Origin of the sequence: Arthrobacter sp. V1I7 (assembly GCF_030817015.1) — a bacterium.
Taxonomy (GTDB): Bacteria; Actinomycetota; Actinomycetes; order Actinomycetales; family Micrococcaceae; genus Arthrobacter.
The window spans coordinates 117,802-136,504 of the sequence record NZ_JAUSYS010000001.1 but is presented as its reverse complement, the minus strand read 5'-3'; the positions used below and the strand labels follow the sequence as shown (position 1 = coordinate 136,504).

Genomic DNA, 18,703 nt, shown 5'->3' with positions numbered 1-18,703 from the left:
CGCGTATGACACGGGCAGCAGTTCAGATGCTGGTAGTCCTTCCACATTCTCTCCGTTTATTCTGGCACGACCCGCCGGCTCGTCATGCGGGCACTGGCATCGGCAGAATGACTAATGACCCGATCGTGCTCGTGTTCCGAACCCCTGAGGAGGTAGCCCCGAGCTCGGGATGACCACGACGGAACTCCGGCGCTACTGCCGCGACTCCGGCATCCACAGGTGGCTCAACAACCGGCGAATCCCGCTTCATCAGGACGACATCGAGCGCTTGGTGGCATAGGCGACAGCCAAGGCTGGGCTGATTGCAGTAATGGTACTTCCCCCGCGTCCGGCTCTTCTGCTTGGGGAACTGCATCGCATACTCCTCGGCTGCGCCGAATTCGGCTTCCGCGGCTGTTCCTGTGGCAGCCTCGTGGGCCCGGACTTCGTCCAGGACTTCAGCTATTTCTGGCTCAGGCAGCCCACGCACTCGGAGATTGAAAGTCAGGCGTTCCTCGTAGCTCATGGTTGTTCCCGTCGCGTCGTCTGGATCTCGGTAAGAGTTTCGCTCATTCGCCGCCAGGCTCGAATTCCTGGCGGCCTAGTGAGTGTGAACTGCTTTCGGCCCGACCGGTCTGGCCGTGTTGCCATGTGTGCTCGACGAGCCCCTGGTCTTCGAATCGCTTCAGGAGCGGGCAGCGTCCCGCCTTTGATGCGGGTGAAGCCGTCCAGCCGAAGGACCTCCGATCGCGTAGCCGTGACTTTCTCCGTGGCTGAGCACAGCGAGCGATGGATGCATGCGGAAGCGCGCGCCGGTCATTTCCTGGTCGAATTCGATGTCATTCACAGACAGATACTGTCTACCTAGATAGCCAGGCAACCAAGGTCCAACAAGGGGCCAACGGTGGCCACAAAAGCGGCCAGCATTGGCCCTCATCAAGACACCGGGAGTGGTTTGGGAGTGGTTCCAGCCCGCAAACGGCCCTTTCGTGGGCCGGTTGTGGGCGCACTCTGGCTCATCCTGGAGCCGCGGCCCGTCTGGTGCGGCGCGCAGAAGGCCGGCCGCGCCGACGTGACGCCACCTTCTGGACCTGCTGGCCCGTCGGCAACGACTCGCGGCCATGGGCTTTCAGAGGTCGTCTTCGGGTCGGGCGGTGAGGATCCGATGGGCGTTAACCTGCAGGATGCGGAGCGACTCCTGGATCAGGGGTGAGGCGATGCTGCCCCTGCGCACCGCGGCGACGATGCGGCGCGTGGGTTTTGCCTTACCGGTGATACGTAGCCGAACCACGTTCTCGGCACTATGCAGGGGCGCCAGCCGTGGCAGCAGGCCGACGCCCAGACCCGCACCCACGAACGCGATATGGGTTTCCCATTCAACGGCCTCATGGGCAATGCGCGGTGTCACCCCGACTGCCGTGAACGCCGCGGTAAAGAGGGAATGGTAGGTGGAACCAGCGGCCTCCGTGATCCACGGTTCCGATGCCAGCTCTTCAAGCGTCGCTGTTTCCCGTGCTGCCAGCGGATGGTCACCGGGAATGATCACGTCCAGTGGATCGTCGAGCAGAACTGTCTGCTCGAAGCGCGGATCGTCCTCACCATAAGTGTCGGACTGCATGGCGACAATAACCGCAAGGTCGATTCGTTCCGCGATCAACAAGTCGAAGCAACGGGCCGGGTTGGCCTCGAGTACCTGTACCTCCAGCAGGGGGCGTGTTGTGCGCAGGGTGGCGGCCAGCGGCGCGAGCAGCTGGGCGGCTGCAGTGGAAAATCCGCCGAGGCCAAAACGGGCCTGCACCTGGTCGCCGGCCTCCATGGCTGCGGCGCGCAGGCTCTCCCATTGTGCAATGAGGGGATCCGAGCCCGCCACGATAAAGCGGCCCGTGGCGGTAAGCCGCACGCCCCGGCCGTCTTTCGTCAGCAGCTGCATTCCAAGCACGCGCTGGAGCTCCCGCAATTGCGCGGAGACGGCAGAGGGAGAATAACCCGTGAGCTCCGCGGTCGCCCCTATGGTGCCGCACCGGGCGAACACGCGAAGTGTGATGAGCCTCGCATCGATCATGCACCTATTGTGCATGGTAATCTTCGCAATCTTGCGCTTTTATTGCAAAAGGTTTGTGACTAATCTCATGGCTACATCGTTTGCGACAACGCCGGTTGCACCTACCAACTCCGTGGTCTCCCCGAATCGCACACTTCCCCAGCCCTCCCGGGAGGAAACCCATGACTGCTTCAGTGAACGTGCCCCTCAACTCACGCGGAAAACTCGCTGCCTCATTGCCTGCCGAGCAGCTGGCAGAAATCACCGAGTTGTTTGAGTTCCGGCGCGCCGGCTTCTCCCTCGATGCCCCCTTCTACACCGACCCGACGATTTTCAACATCGACATGGAGGCCATTTTCGGCCAGCACTGGATCTTTGCCGCCAGCACCGCCGAACTGCCGGAACCGGGCGACTACGTCACCGTCGACTACGGGCCCTACTCCCTGATTGTGCTGCGCAACGACGACGGCGACGTGAACGTCCTGCACAACGTATGCCGCCACCGCGGCGCCCGCGTTCTGACCGAAGCTGCCGGGTCAACCGGAAACCTGGTCTGCGGCTACCACTCCTGGACCTACTCCCCAGAGGGCAATTTGATCCATGCCTCCGCGCCGGGGGAAACGAAGTTCGACAAGAGCTGCTTCGGCCTCAAGCGCGCCCACGGCCGCGAGGTCGCCGGACTCATCTTCGTCTGCATTGCGGATGAACCGCCAACGGACTTCGACGAAACCGCGAAGATCTTTGAGCCCTACCTCGCGCCCCATGATCTCTCGAAGACAAAAATCGCCTACCAGCAGAACATCATCGAAGAGGGCAACTGGAAGCTCGTCATGGAGAACAACCGTGAGTGCTACCACTGCGACGGCCACCCCGAGCTCGCCTGCTCCCTATTCCCCACTTGGGGCCTGACGGAGGGCCTGATCCCGACCCATCTTGAGGAAGTGTGGGACCGGAACAAGGAGGCCCAGTCCTCCCTCGAGGAGCGTTGCCGCCGCTATGGCCTTCCCTACGAGGTGGTCGAGCAGCTTGACACGCGCATCGCGGGAATCCGCATCTCACGGGAATCACTCGATGGAGAGGGTGAATCGTTCTCCGCCGACGGGCGCAGGCTTTCCAAGAAGCTGCTCGGCGACTTGCGCGACTTCCGCCTTGGCCGCTGCTCAATGCACCTGCAGCCCAACAGCTGGTTCCACTTCCTCGGCGACCACGTCATCACGTTCGGTGTTTTCCCCATAAACGAACACCAGAGCCTCGTACGCACCACTTGGCTGGTGGCTGACGACGCCGTGGAAGGCGTCGACTACGACCTGGAGAAGCTCACCTACACCTGGAAGCAGACGAACCTGCAGGACAAGGCGTTCGTGGAGCTGTGCCAGCAGGGTGCCGGCAGTCCCGCCTACGAGCCCGGCCCCTACATGAAGAGCGAATACCAGGTCGAGGCATTCATCAACTGGTACGTGCAGCGCGTGCAGGAGCACTTGGCATGATTGAACTCCTCACTGAAACGGCAATCCACGAACCACAGCGTATTCGCGGTCTTGAGATGCCGTGGAACAGGGTGATGGGAAGCACAGAGACACCTGCCCGGGCAGCCCGTGCATTGGGCCCGTGGCATCCGCAGGAGTTCATGGCCGAATGCGTCGAGACCGTTCCCGAGGCCGGCGCCATGATGACCTTTGTGTTCCGCCGTTGCGACGGTGCGCCCCTGGCGTTCCGTGCGGGCCAGTACGTGAACGTCGCATTCCCCGTGAATGGTGAGGACCAGGAACCGGTGGACCGCAGCTACTCGCTGTCCAGTTCGCCCACCGAGCCGTGGACCTTCAGCATCACCGTCAAGTGTGACCCCACGGGACTGGTCTCGCCATGGGTGCACGAGAAGGTCAAACCCGGCACCGTCCTAGAGATGCTGGGACCGGTGGGAGCATTCCACCTGCCCGACGCCGACCGGCGGGCACGGTACCTCTTGCTGGCCGCCGGCGCAGGCATCACCCCCATCATGTCCATGGTGCGGACCATCCACTCCCTGCCCGGACACGCCGATGTTGTGGTGCTCTACCACGGCTCAGATACTGGAGGCTTTGCCTTCCACCGGGAATTGGCCTATATCGCCTCCGTGGACTCACGCGTCAAGGTTTACTACTCCCTGGGCGACCGCAGTGTACCGGAAGGGTGGGAAGGACTCAGCGGAAGGCTGACGGCGGCGATGCTTGAGGAGGTGGCCCCGGACGCCAACGGCCGCCAGGTGTACGCATGTGGTCCTGAGGGGTACCTGAACACCGCCACCGAGCTCCTAAAGAAGGTTGGTGTCGATGACACTTCCATCTACATGGAGTTCTTCTCGGGAGACCGCCAGACGCTCCTTGAATACCAGGCGGAGGTGGCACTTGCAGCCGACTTCGCGGAGGAGATCGCGGAGGAGATCGCCGAATCCGCTGAGGACTACTTCGAAAGCCAACCCGCCGCGTTCGGCCTCTACGAGCCTGGCTACGACGCCGACGGAACCCTGAAGGCCACGGGGCTGCCGCTGGAAACCGTCGACCCGGACGCGCCCTGTCCCGAAGCCCCCGACGGCAGTCCGGACGCGGGGCCGGAGGCCGGGTCCCCCGATGCCTCGAGCTTCGACACGGTCGGAACGGGAAGCCTCACCATGTCCTTCATGCGCACCGGCATCAATGTGCGCATCGACCCCGCCGAACACATCCTCGAGGCGGCCCAGCGTGCGGGCGTCCGGATCGGCGCGAACTGCAAGGAAGGCATGTGCGGCTCCTGCAAGGTCGTCAAGCTTTCCGGGGAGGTCGAGATGAACCACCAGGGCGGGATCCGGGCACGGGAAATCTCTGCCGGCAAGTTCCTGCCCTGCTGCTCCACCGCGCGGACCGATTTGGTGATCGATGCCTAGCCGCTTCCAGCTGCTCTAGGCCGGACAGCATCAGGGATTGTTTTCACGGCAAGAATACAAGAGCGAGAATGCCACGCGTGGCGTTTCGCTTGCCGCCTATGGATCCGCGGGCTCCCCCGACCAGCGCCCAACTGCTGGGGGCCGCGGTGGTCATCGTGGGGGATCTCAATGAGGATCGCCTGGCCCAGGCCCGGTCCTTTGGCTGCGAAACCGTCAACGTGGCCAACGGCGACCCGGCTGACCAGATCGAGCAGCTTCTCGGCGTCCGGGAGGTCGATGCCGGTATCGACGCGGTCGGTTTCGAGGCCCGCGGACACGGGCACGGTGCCGAGGCCCGGAGGCGCCGGCCGCCGTGCTCAATTCGCTGATGGACCTCACCGCCGCCGGCCAACCGGCAGCTGATGATGGCGATCCTGCATGACAGGATCCAGATCGCCAAGGCGGTCAACGCCACGGCCATTTCGCTCCAGGATGCCCCGCGGGGGTACGCGGAATTCGATGCCGGAGCCGCCACGAAGTATGTCCCGAACCCGAACGGCTACCTCAGCAACTAGTCCGAGGTAAAGGAGGGGTTCCCTACAGGCAGGCTAGAGCGGTCATTGCACCACCCAGACCGTGCCGGTGGTGCACCAACCGCGTCGTCTTGACGAAGAAACCAACCCGCCGATGGAAATCCCTCGGGCCCGGGAAGGCATTCCTCTATCGAATGCCAGCGACCCCTCGGTGGCCTAGCCTCGATTTTTATTCGAATGCCGTAACGCCGCTGGTTCTGGTTCGTGCACTCTTTCAACAACGCGGCTGCCCGGGCCGGCTCAAAGTTTTGCCGAACGCGGCACCTTATGTAGCCGGACTTGTTGGCCCCTGTCTGTTGGCGCCCGGACCGTGCGGGCACAAGGATGATCCGAGGTCTCCTAGGGACCACAGGCTCGTCGGGCTCCTGCCGCTGCCGCGGCGGCAGACCCGGCGCTAGGATCAACGCATGGGCAAAATTGATCTGAAGACCACGGCGAAAACCTGGCGGTTCATGGTGGAGAGCAACCAGTCGCTGCTGCTGCGGAAATCGGGACCCGACACGGCCTGGTGGGCGGAGCAGGGCCGCGCCGCCGGGCTTGCCAACGACGCCGAGCTCCGCGCCTGGATGCGGGACCAGCACGGCATCACCGGCTATGCCCAGTACGCCGCTTCCTGGGAGATGTTCGGCTACCCGGACTTTATGCTGCGCGACGCCGACGAGCTGTTCGAGGCGCAGTACGCCAACCACCCCGAGCTGCGCCCGATCGCCGACGACCTCCTGGCGTGGGCGGCGGAAACCGACGGCGTGAAAATCCAGCTCCGCAAGGGGTACGTTTCGCTCCACAGCCCACGGCGGAAGTTCGCGCAGATCACCCGCGCCACTAACAGCTGCGTCGATGTAACTCTCCGTATCGACGCGCCGGCCGAAGGTCGGCTCGAAGCCGTCAGGGTCCGTGCAGGATGGCGGATCCGGCTGCGCGCCGACACTCCGGTCAACGAGGAGGTCCTTGCCATCCTGGCCCGGGCGCTGCACCAGAACACTTAGCGCAGAGGGTCGCTGTCCGCTTCCTCAAACTCGACGGCGGCCAGAATTTCCTTAGTATCCGGATGGATCATGAACGCTTCGTCGTCGTCTTCCAGCATGAGGAACTCGCCCTGGTCAGTGGTGAAATGCCACGCCAGGGTGGTCTGGCCGTCGTGGCTGTAGTTGGGGTCGCCCATGGTGATCTTCAGCAGCGTGTGGCCTGCCAGATCGCACAGTTCGCGGATGATTAGTTCGAACTCCGGAGCGTGCAGCCGTTCGTCTTCGGCAGCCGCGGCCTGGCGTTCTTCCAGGTTCGGGATCCGGGAAACCCGCTCGGCGATGTGCCGGTCGAGTTCCTCGTCGTCCAGGACCAGGAGATCCGCGAGGCCCCGGAGCCAGCGGGCGTTGAGCGCAATGATGTCCTCGGTCTCTAGCAGCGACTCGAACTCGGCGTCGAGCTCCTCGAGAAGGCGTACCGCCGCGGAGCTGTCGGCGCCGGGAGCGGCCTCGGCGCCCGTGTCCAGGTCAGCGTCCCCGTCGAGGTAGGCGTCCGCTTCATCATCGGAGAGCGAGTCGAACGCGGCCACGGTGCGGTTGAAGAGGTCCAGGTGCGCGGCGGCCCCCATCTTTTCCAGCCCTGCCCGGATGTATGAGTCGATATCCTCGCGTTCCGGCGCGGTAAACACGTACTGGGCGAATCCGCCGCCGAGCGACTGCGTCAGGTAGAAATCCACGTAATAGCTGCCCAGCGCGGCCGGCGCGATTTCCTCGACGTCCAGCAGTTCCGCGTACATCTGTTGACCACGTCCACGTTCGCGTCAACCACCTCGGCGTCGCTGCCCTTGATGCTCTCGCGGGTCAGAACGGGGGCGTAGCTGGTCTCGGTAAGGCTGGTGGTAAGGCCGTCGCTCATGGGAAATCCTCGCTGTTGACTGCGGGTGGCGCTCCGAACCACTTCACAGTATGTCCCGCCGCTGGCCCGGCAGTTGAGGTGAAGCTGAACTTTAGGCGAAATGTGGGTGGCATACCTCCGTATCCTGCTGTCCGTCGGGGTCTTCACCTTGCCGGGCCTCCAGCCGCTGACGTTCGGACTGCTGCCCCAGGCTCGCTAAGATGGATCAGATGACCAACTGCTGAAAGTAGTGCGCACATGCCATCCCATCCGGACGAGAGTGCGGCACTGGCAATACAGACTCCCGCGATCAACGACCGCTCCCTTGCGGCCGGACTGGCCTACGCCATGGGCAGCCGGGTTTCCGGGATCTCCTTCGACGCCGCCACCGGACTGATGCTCGGTAAAGTGCGGGGCGGCTCCGATGTGCCCTATTCGACGACGGCGAAGCTGGTCCGGAAAGCGGGCGGCTGGAGCTGCACCGTGGGTGTCTGCAGCTGCCCGGTCCGGAAGGACTGCAAGCACGTGGCCGCCCTGCTGTTCGCGGCCGAGGACAACCCGGCAACGCGCGTCCAGCTGCTGGCCCCCGCCGATACGTCCCGGCTCTCCCGCCAGGCTCCGGTCCTCGAGGTGCCGGACTGGGAACAGGCCCTCAGCCCGCTGATCGCCCGCCCGGGCATCACCCCGTCCACCAACGGAATTCCGCTCGCGCTCCAGTTCGAAATTGAAGAACCGACCCCGCATTTCTCCTACACCGGCCGCCGGGACCCGCTGCGCAGCGTACGGCAGCTGAAGGCCCGGCCCGTGATCATGGGCGCCAAGGGCAAGTGGATCCGGGGGGACGTTTCGTGGAACACCCTGAGCTACCTGAGCTACCGGCGGGAATGCAACGAGGCCCATGTCGAGTGGATGCAGGAATTCCTCGCGTCGCACACTGCCCTTGCCAGCCGCCAGCACTCGGGCTCCGCACCCTGGCTGGGGCTTAACACCTACGCCGGCAAGAACCTGTGGAGCCTGCTGGCCCAGGCCCGCAAGATCGGCGTCGCCCTGGTCCACGGCAGCGGCCAGGAGCCGGTGCGCGTGGTGGAGACCCCTGCCGCCGTCGGACTCAACCTCACCCGCTTCGGGGAGGGGCCGAACCCGGGCCTTAAGGGGTGCCGCTGGCGGCGGCGCGGCCACGGACGCCGGCACGGATCAAGGCGGAGGGCTGTCGCTGGCGCCCACCATCACGGTCGAGGGTGTCGTGATCGACCCGGCCCACGTCGGCACGATCGGACGGCCGGCGCACGGGATTTTCCTGACCTCGGACGGCGACGCCCTGCCCGGCGTTGCGCCGTCGGACTCCATCATCAGCCTTGCCCCGCTGGAAGCCGGGCTCAGCGAGGAACTGCTGACCTTCGTGACCGCCGGGAGCACCCTGCACATCCCGGCCCGTGATGAGACCAGGTTCCTGACCGGGTTTTATCCCAAGCTCAAGCAGTCCGCCCGGGTCACGGCCTCCGACGAGTCGGTCGAGCTGCCCGCGCTGGCCGTCCCCACCCTGTCCCTGTTGGCCGACTACGGCGCGGACCACCGGGTACGGCTGCACTGGGAATGGCACTACAAATCCGGGAAGCTCGTCACCTCCCAGCCGCTGTGGCGCCACCCCGGCGATCACGGCTACCGCGACGACGCGGCGGAGGGCGAGATCCTGGAGACCGTGGGGCAGCCCTGGAACGTTGTGCCCGCCTTGGGCGAGTCGGCCACCGGCGGCTGGGGGACCCCGCGCCTGGCCGCCTCAGCCGAACTCAGCGGCCTCGACACGCTGGCCTTCACCGAGGAGGTCCTCCCCCGGCTCCGTGAGCTGCCCGGGATCACGGTGGATACGGCCGGCGAGATGGCCGACTACCGCGAAGCCGAAGAAGCCCCCGTGGTGGCCATTTCGACCAAGGCCACCGACAGCCGCGACTGGTTCGACCTTGGCATTGTCATCACCCTGGAGGGTCAGCCGGTGTCCTTCGCGGCCCTGTTTTCCGCCCTCGCGGCCGGCCAAACCCGGATGCTGCTGCCCAGCGGGGCGTACTTTTCCCTGGACCTGCCCGAGCTGCACCAGCTCCGGGCGCTGATCGACGAAGCCCGCATCCTTCAGGACAACCAAGGCAACAAGGATGCGCCGCTGCAGATCAGCCGCTTCCAAGCCGGCCTCTGGGATGAGTTGGCCCAGCTCGGGATTGTCGACGAGCAGGCCGCCGCGTGGCGCCAGGCTGTCGGCGGCCTGTTGGAGGGCGGGGTGCAGGGCCTGCCGCTGCCCTCGACCCTCAATGCCGAGCTGCGCCCCTACCAGCTCGAAGGCTTCAACTGGCTCAGCTTCCTCTACCGGCACGGACTGGGCGGGGTGCTCGCCGATGACATGGGCCTGGGCAAGACGGTGCAGGCGCTGGCGCTGATCTGCGCGGCCAAGGAGGCCGCCGCGGAACCTGCCGCGGAGGCCGGTTCAGTATCCCCCGGACCGGCGGACACCGGACCACCGGCGGACGGCGCGGCGCCGTCCCCGGCCGGGGCGGCACCGTTCCTCGTCGTCGCCCCCACGAGTGTGGTCGGGAACTGGGAGGCGGAGACCGCGCGGTTCGCGCCGGGCCTGACGGTGCGGGCCATCAGCGAAACCTTCGCGAAGAGCGGCTCGCATCCTGCGGACGCGATGGCCGGCGCGGACATCGTCATCACCTCCTACGCGTTGTTCCGGATCGACTACGACGCCTACGCCTCCCGGCAGTGGGCCGGCTTTGTGCTCGACGAGGCGCAGTTCGTGAAGAACCACCAGTCCAAGGCCTACCAGTGCGCCCGGAAACTTCCGGCGGCCTTCAAACTCGCCATCACCGGCACCCCGCTGGAGAACAACCTTATGGAGTTCTGGGCACTGACGTCGATCGTGGCGCCAGGGCTCTTTTCGAGCCCGAAACGGTTCGCCGAGTACTACCAGAAGCCGGTGGAAAAGAACGGCGACAAGGCGCAACTGGACAAGCTTCGGCGCCGGGTCCGGCCGCTGATGATGCGCCGCACCAAGGAACAGGTCATCCACGACCTGCCGCCGAAACAGGAGCAGATCCTCGAGGTGGTGCTCAATCCGCGGCACCAGAAGGTCTACCAGACGCACCTGCAGCGGGAGCGCCAGAAGATTCTCGGCCTGATCGACGACGTCAACACGAACCGCTTCACGATCTTCCAGTCGCTGACCCTGCTGCGGCAGCTCAGCCTGGACCCCTCGCTGATTGATCCGTCCCTCTCCGGTGTGCGGTCCAGCAAGCTCGATGTGCTCTTCGAACAGCTCGAGGACCTCGTGGCCGAGGGCCACCGGGCGCTGATCTTCAGCCAGTTCACGGGATTCCTGGGCAAGGTCCGGGAACGGCTGGTGGCGGAAAACATCGAGTTCTGCTACCTCGACGGGAGCACCCGGAACCGCACCGACGTGGTCAACGAATTCAAGAACGGCGCTGCCCCGGTGTTCCTGATCAGTCTCAAGGCCGGCGGCTTCGGCCTGAACCTGACCGAGGCGGACTATGTGTTCCTGCTGGATCCCTGGTGGAACCCCGCCTCCGAGGCGCAGGCCGTGGACCGCACGCACCGGATCGGCCAGGCCCGGAACGTGATGGTCTACCGGCTGGTCGCCAAGGACACCATCGAGGAAAAGGTGATGGCCCTCAAGGCCAAGAAGTCCCAGCTGTTCGCAGACGTCATGCAGGGCGACGCGCTGTCTGGAGGCGCACTGACGGCGGAGGATCTGGCCGGGCTGTTCAACGACTGACCCAGATCAGGCGGTGGCCGGTGCCGCGGCTGAGCCTGCGGCCGCCTGCTTCCGGAGCCAGCGTACAAGGGCCTTGCCCTTGCCCTTCCACCAGCTGTCCTCATCCCCGCTGCGCTGCCAACGGAAGATCACTGCAACCAGGATGAAGACGCCGCCCGCGACGTTCTGCCACGCCCCGCTGGCGGCATAAACCAGCACCACTGAGGCGCTGATCACGATGGACGGCCAGGCAAGGGCCAGAAAGACGGTGTTCGCCAGATACCGACGGTGGGACCGCGGCACCGACAGCAGGCGGACCATGTCGACACAGACACAGACCAGCACCAGGCCCTGCCCCAGCGACATCAGGATCGAGCCGGGCAGCGAGTTTGCAAACACCACGGCCGTTTCCATTCCGGAGCTCATGGCGTTGCCCCCAGGACCGGTGCACCAGGTCCAGCTGTGCGTGGCTTCCCTGCATTCGACATTTATTGCCCCCCCAGACAATCAGATGTGTTGAGGGCTCCAATTCAACAGGCCCGAGGAGGCCGGCGTCACGCGGGCCCGGTACCCGTCTTTCAGTCGACGGCTACTCGGATCCCGAAGGTCCGCCGAAGGCATCGCCGGGGAGTGTGATGGTCATTCGGAACCGCGCGGCCGCCACACCACGATGGCCTGGGAGCGCGGCCGGGGCCGCTTGCCGCGGGCGAGGCTGACGACGTCCCCGGCGGTCCCGGCCGCAAAAACGCGGGCATCCAGCGGCTGGCGGCGCCGTCCCAGCTCCTCGGTCAGTTCCATGACCCGGTGCTGGAGCGCGGCCACCTGGTTCTCCAGCTGGAGGATCCGCTTGATGCCCTCGAGGGAAACGCCCTCCTGCGAGAGCCGCTGCACTTCGCGGAGCATCGTGACATCCCGCTGGGAATAGCGCCGGGACTTTCCCGGGGCGCGGCTCGGCGAGACGATGCCCAGCCGGTCATACTGCCGCAGGGTCTGCGGGTGCATGTCGGCCAGCTCCGCGGCCACGGAGATGACGAAGATGGGCTGGTCGGACTCGATGTCCATGGCAGGACCCGTTCCTAGAGCCGGGCCCTGGCTGCCAGGCCGGCGCGCACGTCCTCGCCGGCCGTGGCGGCCGCGAAGGTCTTCACGGCTTCTTCCGCTTCCTTGTTGAGCTTCCGGGGAACGGCGACGTCGATTGTCACCAGCAGGTCCCCGGTTGCCTTGGCATGCTTGACGCCGCGCCCCTTGACGCGGAGCGTGCGGCCCGATGGGGTACCGGCCGGAACGCGCACCCTGACCGTGTCACCCTCGATCGTCGGGACCTCGATGTCGGCACCCAGGGCCGCCTCCGGAAAACTGACCGGAACGTGGATGCGGAGATTGTCGCCGTCGCGGACGTAGAAATCGTGCGGCTTCACGGAGACTGTGACCATCAAGTCGCCGTTGCCAGCGGGGCCGTACTGGCCCTTGCCGCGTACGCGGACCTTCTGGCCGTCCTTGATCCCGGCCGGAATGCGGACGTCGATGACTTCGCCGTCCGGTTCGCGGAGCCCGATGGTGGTGCCGCGGATCGCCCCGGCAAAGGAGATGCTGGTGGACGCCGTGCGGTCTGCGCCCTTCTGCGGGGCCCGCTGGAACGACTGGCCGCCGCCGAAGCCGCCGCCGAACAGGTCCGCAAACTCGGGCGGGACGCCGCCTGCGGTGCTGTAGCCACCGGAGTGCCGTCCGCCCGCGCCCGTGAAGAGGCCGCCGAAGAGATCCTCGAAGCCCGCACCGCCGCCGGCTGCGCCGCCTGTGCCGCCCGGCGCGAAGCGGGCTCCGCCCATGGCGCGGACGGCGTCATACTGCTGGCGCTCGTCGGGATCGGAGAGCACGGAGTAGGCCTCGGAGATGTCCTTGAACTTCTTCTCCGAAGCGGTGTCTCCCGCGTTGGTGTCCGGATGGTGCTGCCGCGCGAGCTTCCGGTAAGCCTTCTTGATGTCAGCGTCGGAAGCGTCCTTGGCGACACCAAGGATCTTGTAAAAGTCCTTGTCCACCCAGTCCTGGCTAGCCAATGGCGTTTCCTCTCTAGTTCTGATGCGTCGTAGCTAAACTCACCTTAGGCGAGTCAACCGCGGGAGCGGAGCGAGACAAGGGGCCCGGGAGTGGCATGTAAGGATTTGGCCGAGGGCCCCGACCCGAGCTTGCGAGTGTTGGGAAGGCCATTATCCGCTGCCGGAGCCGGGTGGCCGAGGATCGCAGGTCCTTGGCCACCCGGCGGAGGGGCGGGGCCCCTTGTCTCGCTTCGCGAAGGCGACTCTACGCCGGAACAGCCACGATGACCTGTGCTGCCCGGAGCACGCGGTCGCCGGACTTGTAGCCGGAGCGCAGGACCTGGCTGACGGTGTCGAGTTCGACATCGCCGGGCTGCTGGATGAGGGCCTCGTGGACTGTGGGGTCGAACTCCACGCCGGTCTCATCGATGCGGGTCAGGCCGTACGTCTTCAGGGCGTTTTCCAGCTTGGCGGCGATCGCGGCGAACGGGCCGTCGGTGAGGTCACCGTGCTGGCGTGCGGCATCGACGTCGTCCAGTACCGGGAGCAGGGAGTTCAGGACGCCGATGACGGCCATCTCCCCTGCCACGGCGCGGTCGCGTTCGACGCGCTTGCGGTAGTTGACGTACTCGGCCTGCAGCCGGCGGAGGTCATTCCTGAGCTCCTCCGCCGCGGCCGCGTCCACACCCTGCGCCACCGACTCCTCGGCCGGAACCTCGACACTGTTCAGGATGTCCTCGGCCTGGGACAGTGCGTCCCCGGACTCGGAGTCCCCTGCGGCGGCGCGCTCCTGGTCAGGGTGGCGGGCCTGGCCGGTCTTCGGATCAACCTTGCGGTTGTCGTGGATCACCGGCTTCTGCGGCTCGTTCTCCTGCTCGTTGCCGTGGCTCCGGTCCTCCGAAGAACCGTGCTCTTCCTCGTTACCGTGATGGGGCATGATTACTTCTTCTCGTCTTCGTCAACGATCTCGGCGTCGACGATGTCCTCGTCGGCTCCGGCAGCCTGCTCGCCGGCGGGTGCACCCTGGGCGCCGGTGGCGCCGTCCGGGGAACCGGCCTGGGCGTAGATGGCCTCGCCGAGCTTGGTCTGGGAAGCCTGAAGCTTCTCGAACGCGGTCTTCACAGCGGCGTCATCGGTGCCTTCGAGGGCTGACTTGAGGGCGTCGACGTCGGCCTTGACCTCGGTCTTGACCTCTTCGGGCAGCTTGTCGGCGTTGTCGGCGATCAGCTTGTCGACCGAGTAGGCCAGCTGCTCGGCCGTGTTCCGGGTGTCCGTTGCCTCGCGGCGGGCCTTGTCCTCGGCGGCGTGCTCCTCGGCGTCACGGACCATGCGGTCAATGTCCTCCTTGGACAGCGCGGTACCGCCGGTGATGGTCATCGACTGTTCCTTGCCGGTGCCCTTGTCCTTCGCCGAAACGTGCACGATGCCGTTGGCGTCGATGTCGAAGGTGACCTCGACCTGCGGGACGCCGCGCGGTGCCGGAGCGATACCGGTCAGCTCGAACGTGCCCAGCGGCTTGTTGTCGCGGGTGAACTCACGCTCGCCCTGGAAAACCTGGATGGCCACGGACGGCTGGTTGTCATCGGCGGTGGTGAAGGTCTCGGACCGCTTCGTCGGGATGGCCGTGTTGCGCTCGATCAGGTGCGTCATGACTCCGCCCTTGGTCTCGATGCCGAGGGACAGCGGCGTGACGTCGATCAGCAGCACGTCCTTGCGTTCGCCCTTGAGGACACCGGCCTGCAGTGCGGCGCCGACGGCGACGACCTCGTCCGGGTTGACGCCCTTGTTCGGCTCCTTGCCGCCGGCCAGTTCCTTGACGAGCTCGTACACGGCCGGCATGCGGGTCGAACCGCCGACAAGCACGATGTGGTCGATCTCGGAGAGCTTGATGCCGGCTTCCTTGATGACGTCCCGGAACGGCTTCTTGGTGCGGTCCAGCAGGTCCTTGGTCAGGTCCTGGAACTTGGCGCGGGTCAGCTGCTCATCCAGGTGGACCGGGCCGTCGGGGGTGACGGAGAGGTACTGGAGGGAGACGTTGGTGCTGGTGGAGGAAGAGAGTTCCTTCTTGGCCTGCTCGGCTGCCTCGCGCAGGCGCTGCAGGGCGATCTTGTCCTTGGACAGGTCGATGCCCTTGACCTTGAGCTGGTTCAGCAGGAAGTCAACGACGCGCTGGTCCCAGTCGTCGCCGCCGAGGTGGTTGTCACCGGCGGTGGAGCGGACCTGGATGGTGGAGAAGTTGTCCTCATCCTTGCCGACTTCCAGCAGCGAGACGTCGAAGGTTCCGCCGCCGAGGTCGAAGACGAGGATGAGCTCGTCTTCCTTGCCCTTGTCCAGACCGTAGGCCAGTGCGGCCGCGGTGGGCTCGTTGACGATGCGCAGAACGTTCAGGCCCGCGATTTCTCCGGCCTCCTTGGTGGCCTGGCGCTGGGCGTCATTGAAGTACGCCGGCACGGTGACGACCGCGTCGGTGACCTTTTCGCCCAGGTACGACTCGGCGTCGTTCTTCAGCTTCATCAGGATGCGGGCGGAGATTTCCTGCGCCGTGTACTTCTTGTCGTCAATGGCGACACTCCAGTCAGTGCCCATGTGGCGCTTAACGGAAGCGATGGTGCGGTCAATGTTGTTGACAGCCTGGCGCTTGGCGATCTCGCCGACCAGCACTTCGCCGGACTTGGAGAACGCAACGACCGACGGCGTGGTGCGGCCACCCTCGGCGTTGGCAATGACGGTGGGCTCGCCACCTTCGAGAACGGAGACGACGGAGTTGGTTGTTCCGAGGTCGATACCTACTGCACGTGACATATGTTGCTTCCTTCTTTCCGTGGAACCCTTGCTGAGCTGGCCGCGGACCTTTAGAGCCCGGCCGGTATTGAGTGGTCTAGGCTCAACTTTACTCAGACCCGGATCCAAGTCAACCCAACTTGAGTCAACCACACTCAAGTTTCTGTTTTCAGGCAGGGTTCAGCGCACAGAACCGCACAGCTGAGGTCAGATTTTCCCTGGACTTCCGGGGGTTTGGCGGCGGGGTGGGGAAATTCAGTGCCGCGGTTTCGCTCTGCGCGAAGCCTCCGCCTACCGCTCCTCGCGCGGCACGGCAGCATCGGCAGGACTGTCGGCGACGGCACGGCGGCCGGCGCCTTGGTCGCCGGCGGCTTGGTCACCGGTGCCTTGGTCGCCGGCGGATCCCGCGGCGCCGTAGTCGCCTTCGGGATATTCCCCCTCGCCGGCCGCGGCTGGTGTCTCGCCGGGAGCGCCGGCTTTTCCGTAATCGCCCTCGGGGTAATCGCCCGCTTCGTCGCCGACGACGGCCCCTCCGGCCACCCCGGCGTCGCCGTAGTCACCGGTCTGGTATTCGCCCTCCTCGGCGGCGGCCGGATTCTCACCGGCCACGCCCGCGTCGCCGTAGTCGCCCTCGACGTACTGGCCAGCATCGCCGTCGGCTGCTTCATCCCCGGCGGCTCCCGGCCGGGCGGTGCGCCCTTCCTGCATCTCGGCCGCCGTTCGGTCAAACTTGCTGTTTTCAGACATGGAGGGTCCTTCCTGGAAGCATCAGGCACGCCCGGGGCGGGCATAAAGGCAGTCTATCGAGCGGCACGGGGAGGCAACAGGGGGTCCCCGAAGGGCCCGGCGGCGGGCTCGGATTCCGGCTCCGGGCCGGCCAGGAGGCCGCGCAGGAGACGGTACCGCCCCCAACTGACCCGCAATAGTTGCCGTTTCCGCGGGCTCAACCGGCAACAACCGCGGGCCAAACGGGTGGGTCCGGCCATTTCTGCGCGCGGGGCGGTAGCGTTTCATTATGAGTGCGCAGCAGCCCGACGACGTGTACACCCACGGCCACCATGAATCCGTGGTCCGAGCCCATGCCTCACGGACGGCGGAGAACTCCGCAGCGTTCGTGATCCCGCACCTCACCCCAGGGGTCTCAGTGCTCGACGTCGGCTGCGGGCCGGGCAGCATCACGTGCGATTTCGCGGAACTCACCGCCCCCGGCACAGTCACCGGGCTGGACCGTTCCCCCGAAGTGATCGCCCAGGCCCGGCTGCTCGCGGCGGAGCGCGGCGTGCAGAACGTCGAGTTCGTCGCCGGCAACATCTACGACCTCGACTTCGAGGATGGAACGTTCGACGTCGTGCACGCCCATCAGGTGCTGCAGCATCTCACGGACCCGGTCACTGCCCTCCGGGAGATGCGACGGGTCGCCAGGCCCGGCGGCATCGTGGCGGTGCGCGACGCAGATTTTCACGGCATGAGCTGGTTCCCGGCCGTCCCCGAGCTTGATCAATGGATGGAGCTCTACCAGCGGATTGCGCGCCGCAACGGAGCCGAGCCCGACGCCGGCCGCCGCCTGGTCTCGTGGGCCCAGTCCGCCGGGTTCACCGACGTCGCACCCTCGAGCAGCAACTGGCTCTACGCCACCGGCCAGCAGCGCCGCTGGCAGGCACGGGTCTGGGGCGAACGGGTGCTGCACTCGGCCTTCGCGGACCAGGCGCTCGAGTACGGCTTCGCCAACGCCGCCGATCTGGCCCGGATTTCGGCCGGCTGGCACCGCTGGGGTTCCACCGACGACGGCTGGTTCCTGATTCCCAACGGCGAGGTGATTGCCCGGGCATGAACCCGGTATCGATTTTCCACGTACGCACGCTGGGCACTGGAGGACGTCCGCACGTGGCTTCTAGGATCAAATCATGATCAACCAGGCAGGTTTTGACTTCGAGCTACTCGCAAAAATCCCAGGGCTGTCCGCCGCTTGCCGTGCTGGCCCCGGGAGGGCCGGCAAATGCAGGACGGGCGTCAACGGCGGAACAGGGAAATCACGATGCTGACTACAACCGAAACCACGATCATGGAGACCCAGGGGATGTAGACCCGCACGTTCTCCCGATCGATGCGGACATCGCCAGGCAGGTGGCCGAACCACGACAGCCAGCCGTTCCATGCCAGTACGCCCGCCAGGACAACCAGCAACCCGACAGCAACGAGCAGCGGACCGAAGTCCCGGCCCATCACATGCCTCCTTCACTCTCGTGACGTGCGGCAGCACAGTGACCCGCAGGCCGGTGCGAGTAGTTGCCCAGCCTGCCCGTCCCGGCGTCGTCAATGGCCGGCCGGACAGCGTCCGCAGCGTCGATGGGGACGTAGATGATCAGACAATCCATCGGCTCCATGGCAGCAGCCGATCAGCTCCCCGGTTGCTCTCAGGACAGTTCGCGGCCGGGAAAGTTCTGGCTCAGCATCTCCAAAAGGTCACCCTGGTTCAGCCCGGTAGCCTCGCTGACTTCGGCAAGAGTGGCGTCTCTGATGCGCAGGAGCCCGGCGGCGGATTCCTGCAGCGTCCGGTAGGCCATGTCCAGGGCTGCCTCGGCCGTCGCGATCACTGCCGCCAGTGCCCGCAGCCGCTCAAGTTCGGAATTCATCGGGAATCACCGTCCTTTCGCCTGGCCCCGCGGGCAGGGCGGGCCGGGCGGGACACAAGGCCTTATTGTCTGGTGTGCACCCGGTGGGATTCGAACCCACGACCCGAGGATTAAAAGTCCGCTGCTCTACCGGCTGAGCTACAGGTGC

At 65.7% G+C, this 18,703-nt stretch carries 15 protein-coding genes, 1 tRNA gene and 3 pseudogenes; 6 read left to right on the top strand and 13 right to left on the bottom strand.

Annotated elements, in window-relative coordinates:
* Window positions 1–82: 82 nt before the first annotated feature.
* Window positions 83–505, bottom strand: a complete 423-nt coding sequence (locus QFZ69_RS00585; RefSeq protein ID WP_306914844.1) for a hypothetical protein — start codon at window positions 503–505, stop codon at window positions 83–85.
* A gap of 603 nt (window positions 506–1,108) precedes the next feature.
* On the bottom strand, window positions 1,109–2,041 hold the full coding sequence (locus QFZ69_RS00580) for a LysR family transcriptional regulator (protein ID WP_306914842.1): 933 nt from the start codon (window positions 2,039–2,041) through the stop codon (window positions 1,109–1,111).
* A 161-nt stretch (window positions 2,042–2,202) separates the two neighbouring features.
* Here QFZ69_RS00580 and QFZ69_RS00575 point away from each other — a divergent pair, with 161 nt between their 5' ends.
* The 4 genes and pseudogenes from QFZ69_RS00575 to QFZ69_RS00560 all read left to right on the top strand — a co-directional run bounded on the left by QFZ69_RS00575 (window position 2,203) and on the right by QFZ69_RS00560 (window position 6,477).
* On the top strand, window positions 2,203–3,507 hold the full coding sequence (locus QFZ69_RS00575) for an aromatic ring-hydroxylating dioxygenase subunit alpha (protein ID WP_306914839.1): 1,305 nt from the start codon (window positions 2,203–2,205) through the stop codon (window positions 3,505–3,507).
* Window positions 3,504–4,919 carry a ferredoxin reductase gene (locus QFZ69_RS00570; RefSeq protein WP_306914837.1) on the top strand — a complete coding sequence of 472 codons (1,416 nt, stop codon included), beginning with the start codon at window positions 3,504–3,506 and terminating at the stop codon, window positions 4,917–4,919. Before QFZ69_RS00575 ends, QFZ69_RS00570 begins: the two co-directional genes overlap by 4 nt.
* A gap of 110 nt (window positions 4,920–5,029) precedes the next feature.
* A pseudogene (locus QFZ69_RS00565) lies at window positions 5,030–5,473 on the top strand (formaldehyde dehydrogenase, glutathione-independent); the annotation flags it as partial.
* 425 nt (window positions 5,474–5,898) lie between these two features.
* Window positions 5,899–6,477 (top strand): DUF5655 domain-containing protein, encoded by a 579-nt coding sequence (locus tag QFZ69_RS00560; protein ID WP_306914835.1) that lies wholly within the window; start codon window positions 5,899–5,901, stop codon window positions 6,475–6,477.
* Here the strand turns inward: QFZ69_RS00560 and QFZ69_RS00555 are convergent.
* Window positions 6,474–7,369, bottom strand: a pseudogene (locus QFZ69_RS00555) (hypothetical protein). The gene QFZ69_RS00560 and the pseudogene QFZ69_RS00555 overlap by 4 nt on opposite strands.
* A 237-nt stretch (window positions 7,370–7,606) precedes the next feature.
* Here QFZ69_RS00555 and QFZ69_RS00550 point away from each other — a divergent pair.
* A pseudogene (locus QFZ69_RS00550) lies at window positions 7,607–11,129 on the top strand (SNF2-related protein).
* A gap of 6 nt (window positions 11,130–11,135) precedes the next feature.
* Here QFZ69_RS00550 and QFZ69_RS00545 read toward each other — a convergent pair.
* From QFZ69_RS00545 to QFZ69_RS00520, 6 genes are all read right to left on the bottom strand, one after another.
* A complete protein-coding gene (locus QFZ69_RS00545; protein ID WP_306914830.1) occupies window positions 11,136–11,510 on the bottom strand; it encodes a hypothetical protein in 375 nt (124 codons plus the stop codon).
* A 237-nt stretch (window positions 11,511–11,747) separates the two neighbouring features.
* A complete protein-coding gene (locus QFZ69_RS00540; protein WP_306914828.1) occupies window positions 11,748–12,170 on the bottom strand; it encodes a heat shock protein transcriptional repressor HspR in 423 nt (140 codons plus the stop codon).
* A 14-nt stretch (window positions 12,171–12,184) separates the two neighbouring features.
* A complete protein-coding gene (locus QFZ69_RS00535; RefSeq protein ID WP_306914827.1) occupies window positions 12,185–13,162 on the bottom strand; it encodes a DnaJ C-terminal domain-containing protein in 978 nt (325 codons plus the stop codon).
* A 244-nt stretch (window positions 13,163–13,406) separates the two neighbouring features.
* On the bottom strand, window positions 13,407–14,078 hold the full coding sequence (locus QFZ69_RS00530) for a nucleotide exchange factor GrpE (protein ID WP_306914824.1): 672 nt from the start codon (window positions 14,076–14,078) through the stop codon (window positions 13,407–13,409).
* Window positions 14,079–14,080: 2 nt separating this feature from the next.
* A complete protein-coding gene (dnaK, locus tag QFZ69_RS00525) occupies window positions 14,081–15,943 on the bottom strand; it encodes a molecular chaperone DnaK (RefSeq protein ID WP_306914823.1) in 1,863 nt (620 codons plus the stop codon).
* Between the two features lie 270 nt (window positions 15,944–16,213).
* Window positions 16,214–16,669, bottom strand: coding sequence for a hypothetical protein (locus QFZ69_RS00520; RefSeq protein ID WP_306914821.1), 456 nt, complete (start codon window positions 16,667–16,669; stop codon window positions 16,214–16,216).
* Between the two features lie 268 nt (window positions 16,670–16,937).
* Between QFZ69_RS00520 and QFZ69_RS00515 the strand changes: the two genes are divergently transcribed.
* Window positions 16,938–17,753, top strand: a complete 816-nt coding sequence (locus QFZ69_RS00515; protein ID WP_306914819.1) for a class I SAM-dependent methyltransferase — start codon at window positions 16,938–16,940, stop codon at window positions 17,751–17,753.
* A gap of 179 nt (window positions 17,754–17,932) precedes the next feature.
* Here QFZ69_RS00515 and QFZ69_RS00510 read toward each other — a convergent pair whose 3' ends face one another.
* The 4 genes from QFZ69_RS00510 to QFZ69_RS00495 form a co-directional block, all read right to left on the bottom strand.
* Window positions 17,933–18,145, bottom strand: coding sequence for a DUF2905 domain-containing protein (locus tag QFZ69_RS00510; protein ID WP_306999844.1), 213 nt, complete (start codon window positions 18,143–18,145; stop codon window positions 17,933–17,935).
* Window positions 18,145–18,306: a hypothetical protein gene (locus tag QFZ69_RS00505; RefSeq protein ID WP_306914815.1), complete on the bottom strand. Its 162-nt coding sequence runs from the start codon at window positions 18,304–18,306 to the stop codon at window positions 18,145–18,147. Before QFZ69_RS00505 ends, QFZ69_RS00510 begins: the two co-directional genes overlap by 1 nt.
* A 30-nt stretch (window positions 18,307–18,336) precedes the next feature.
* On the bottom strand, window positions 18,337–18,555 hold the full coding sequence (locus tag QFZ69_RS00500) for a hypothetical protein (RefSeq protein WP_306914813.1): 219 nt from the start codon (window positions 18,553–18,555) through the stop codon (window positions 18,337–18,339).
* 75 nt (window positions 18,556–18,630) lie between these two features.
* Window positions 18,631–18,703, bottom strand: a tRNA-Lys gene (locus tag QFZ69_RS00495).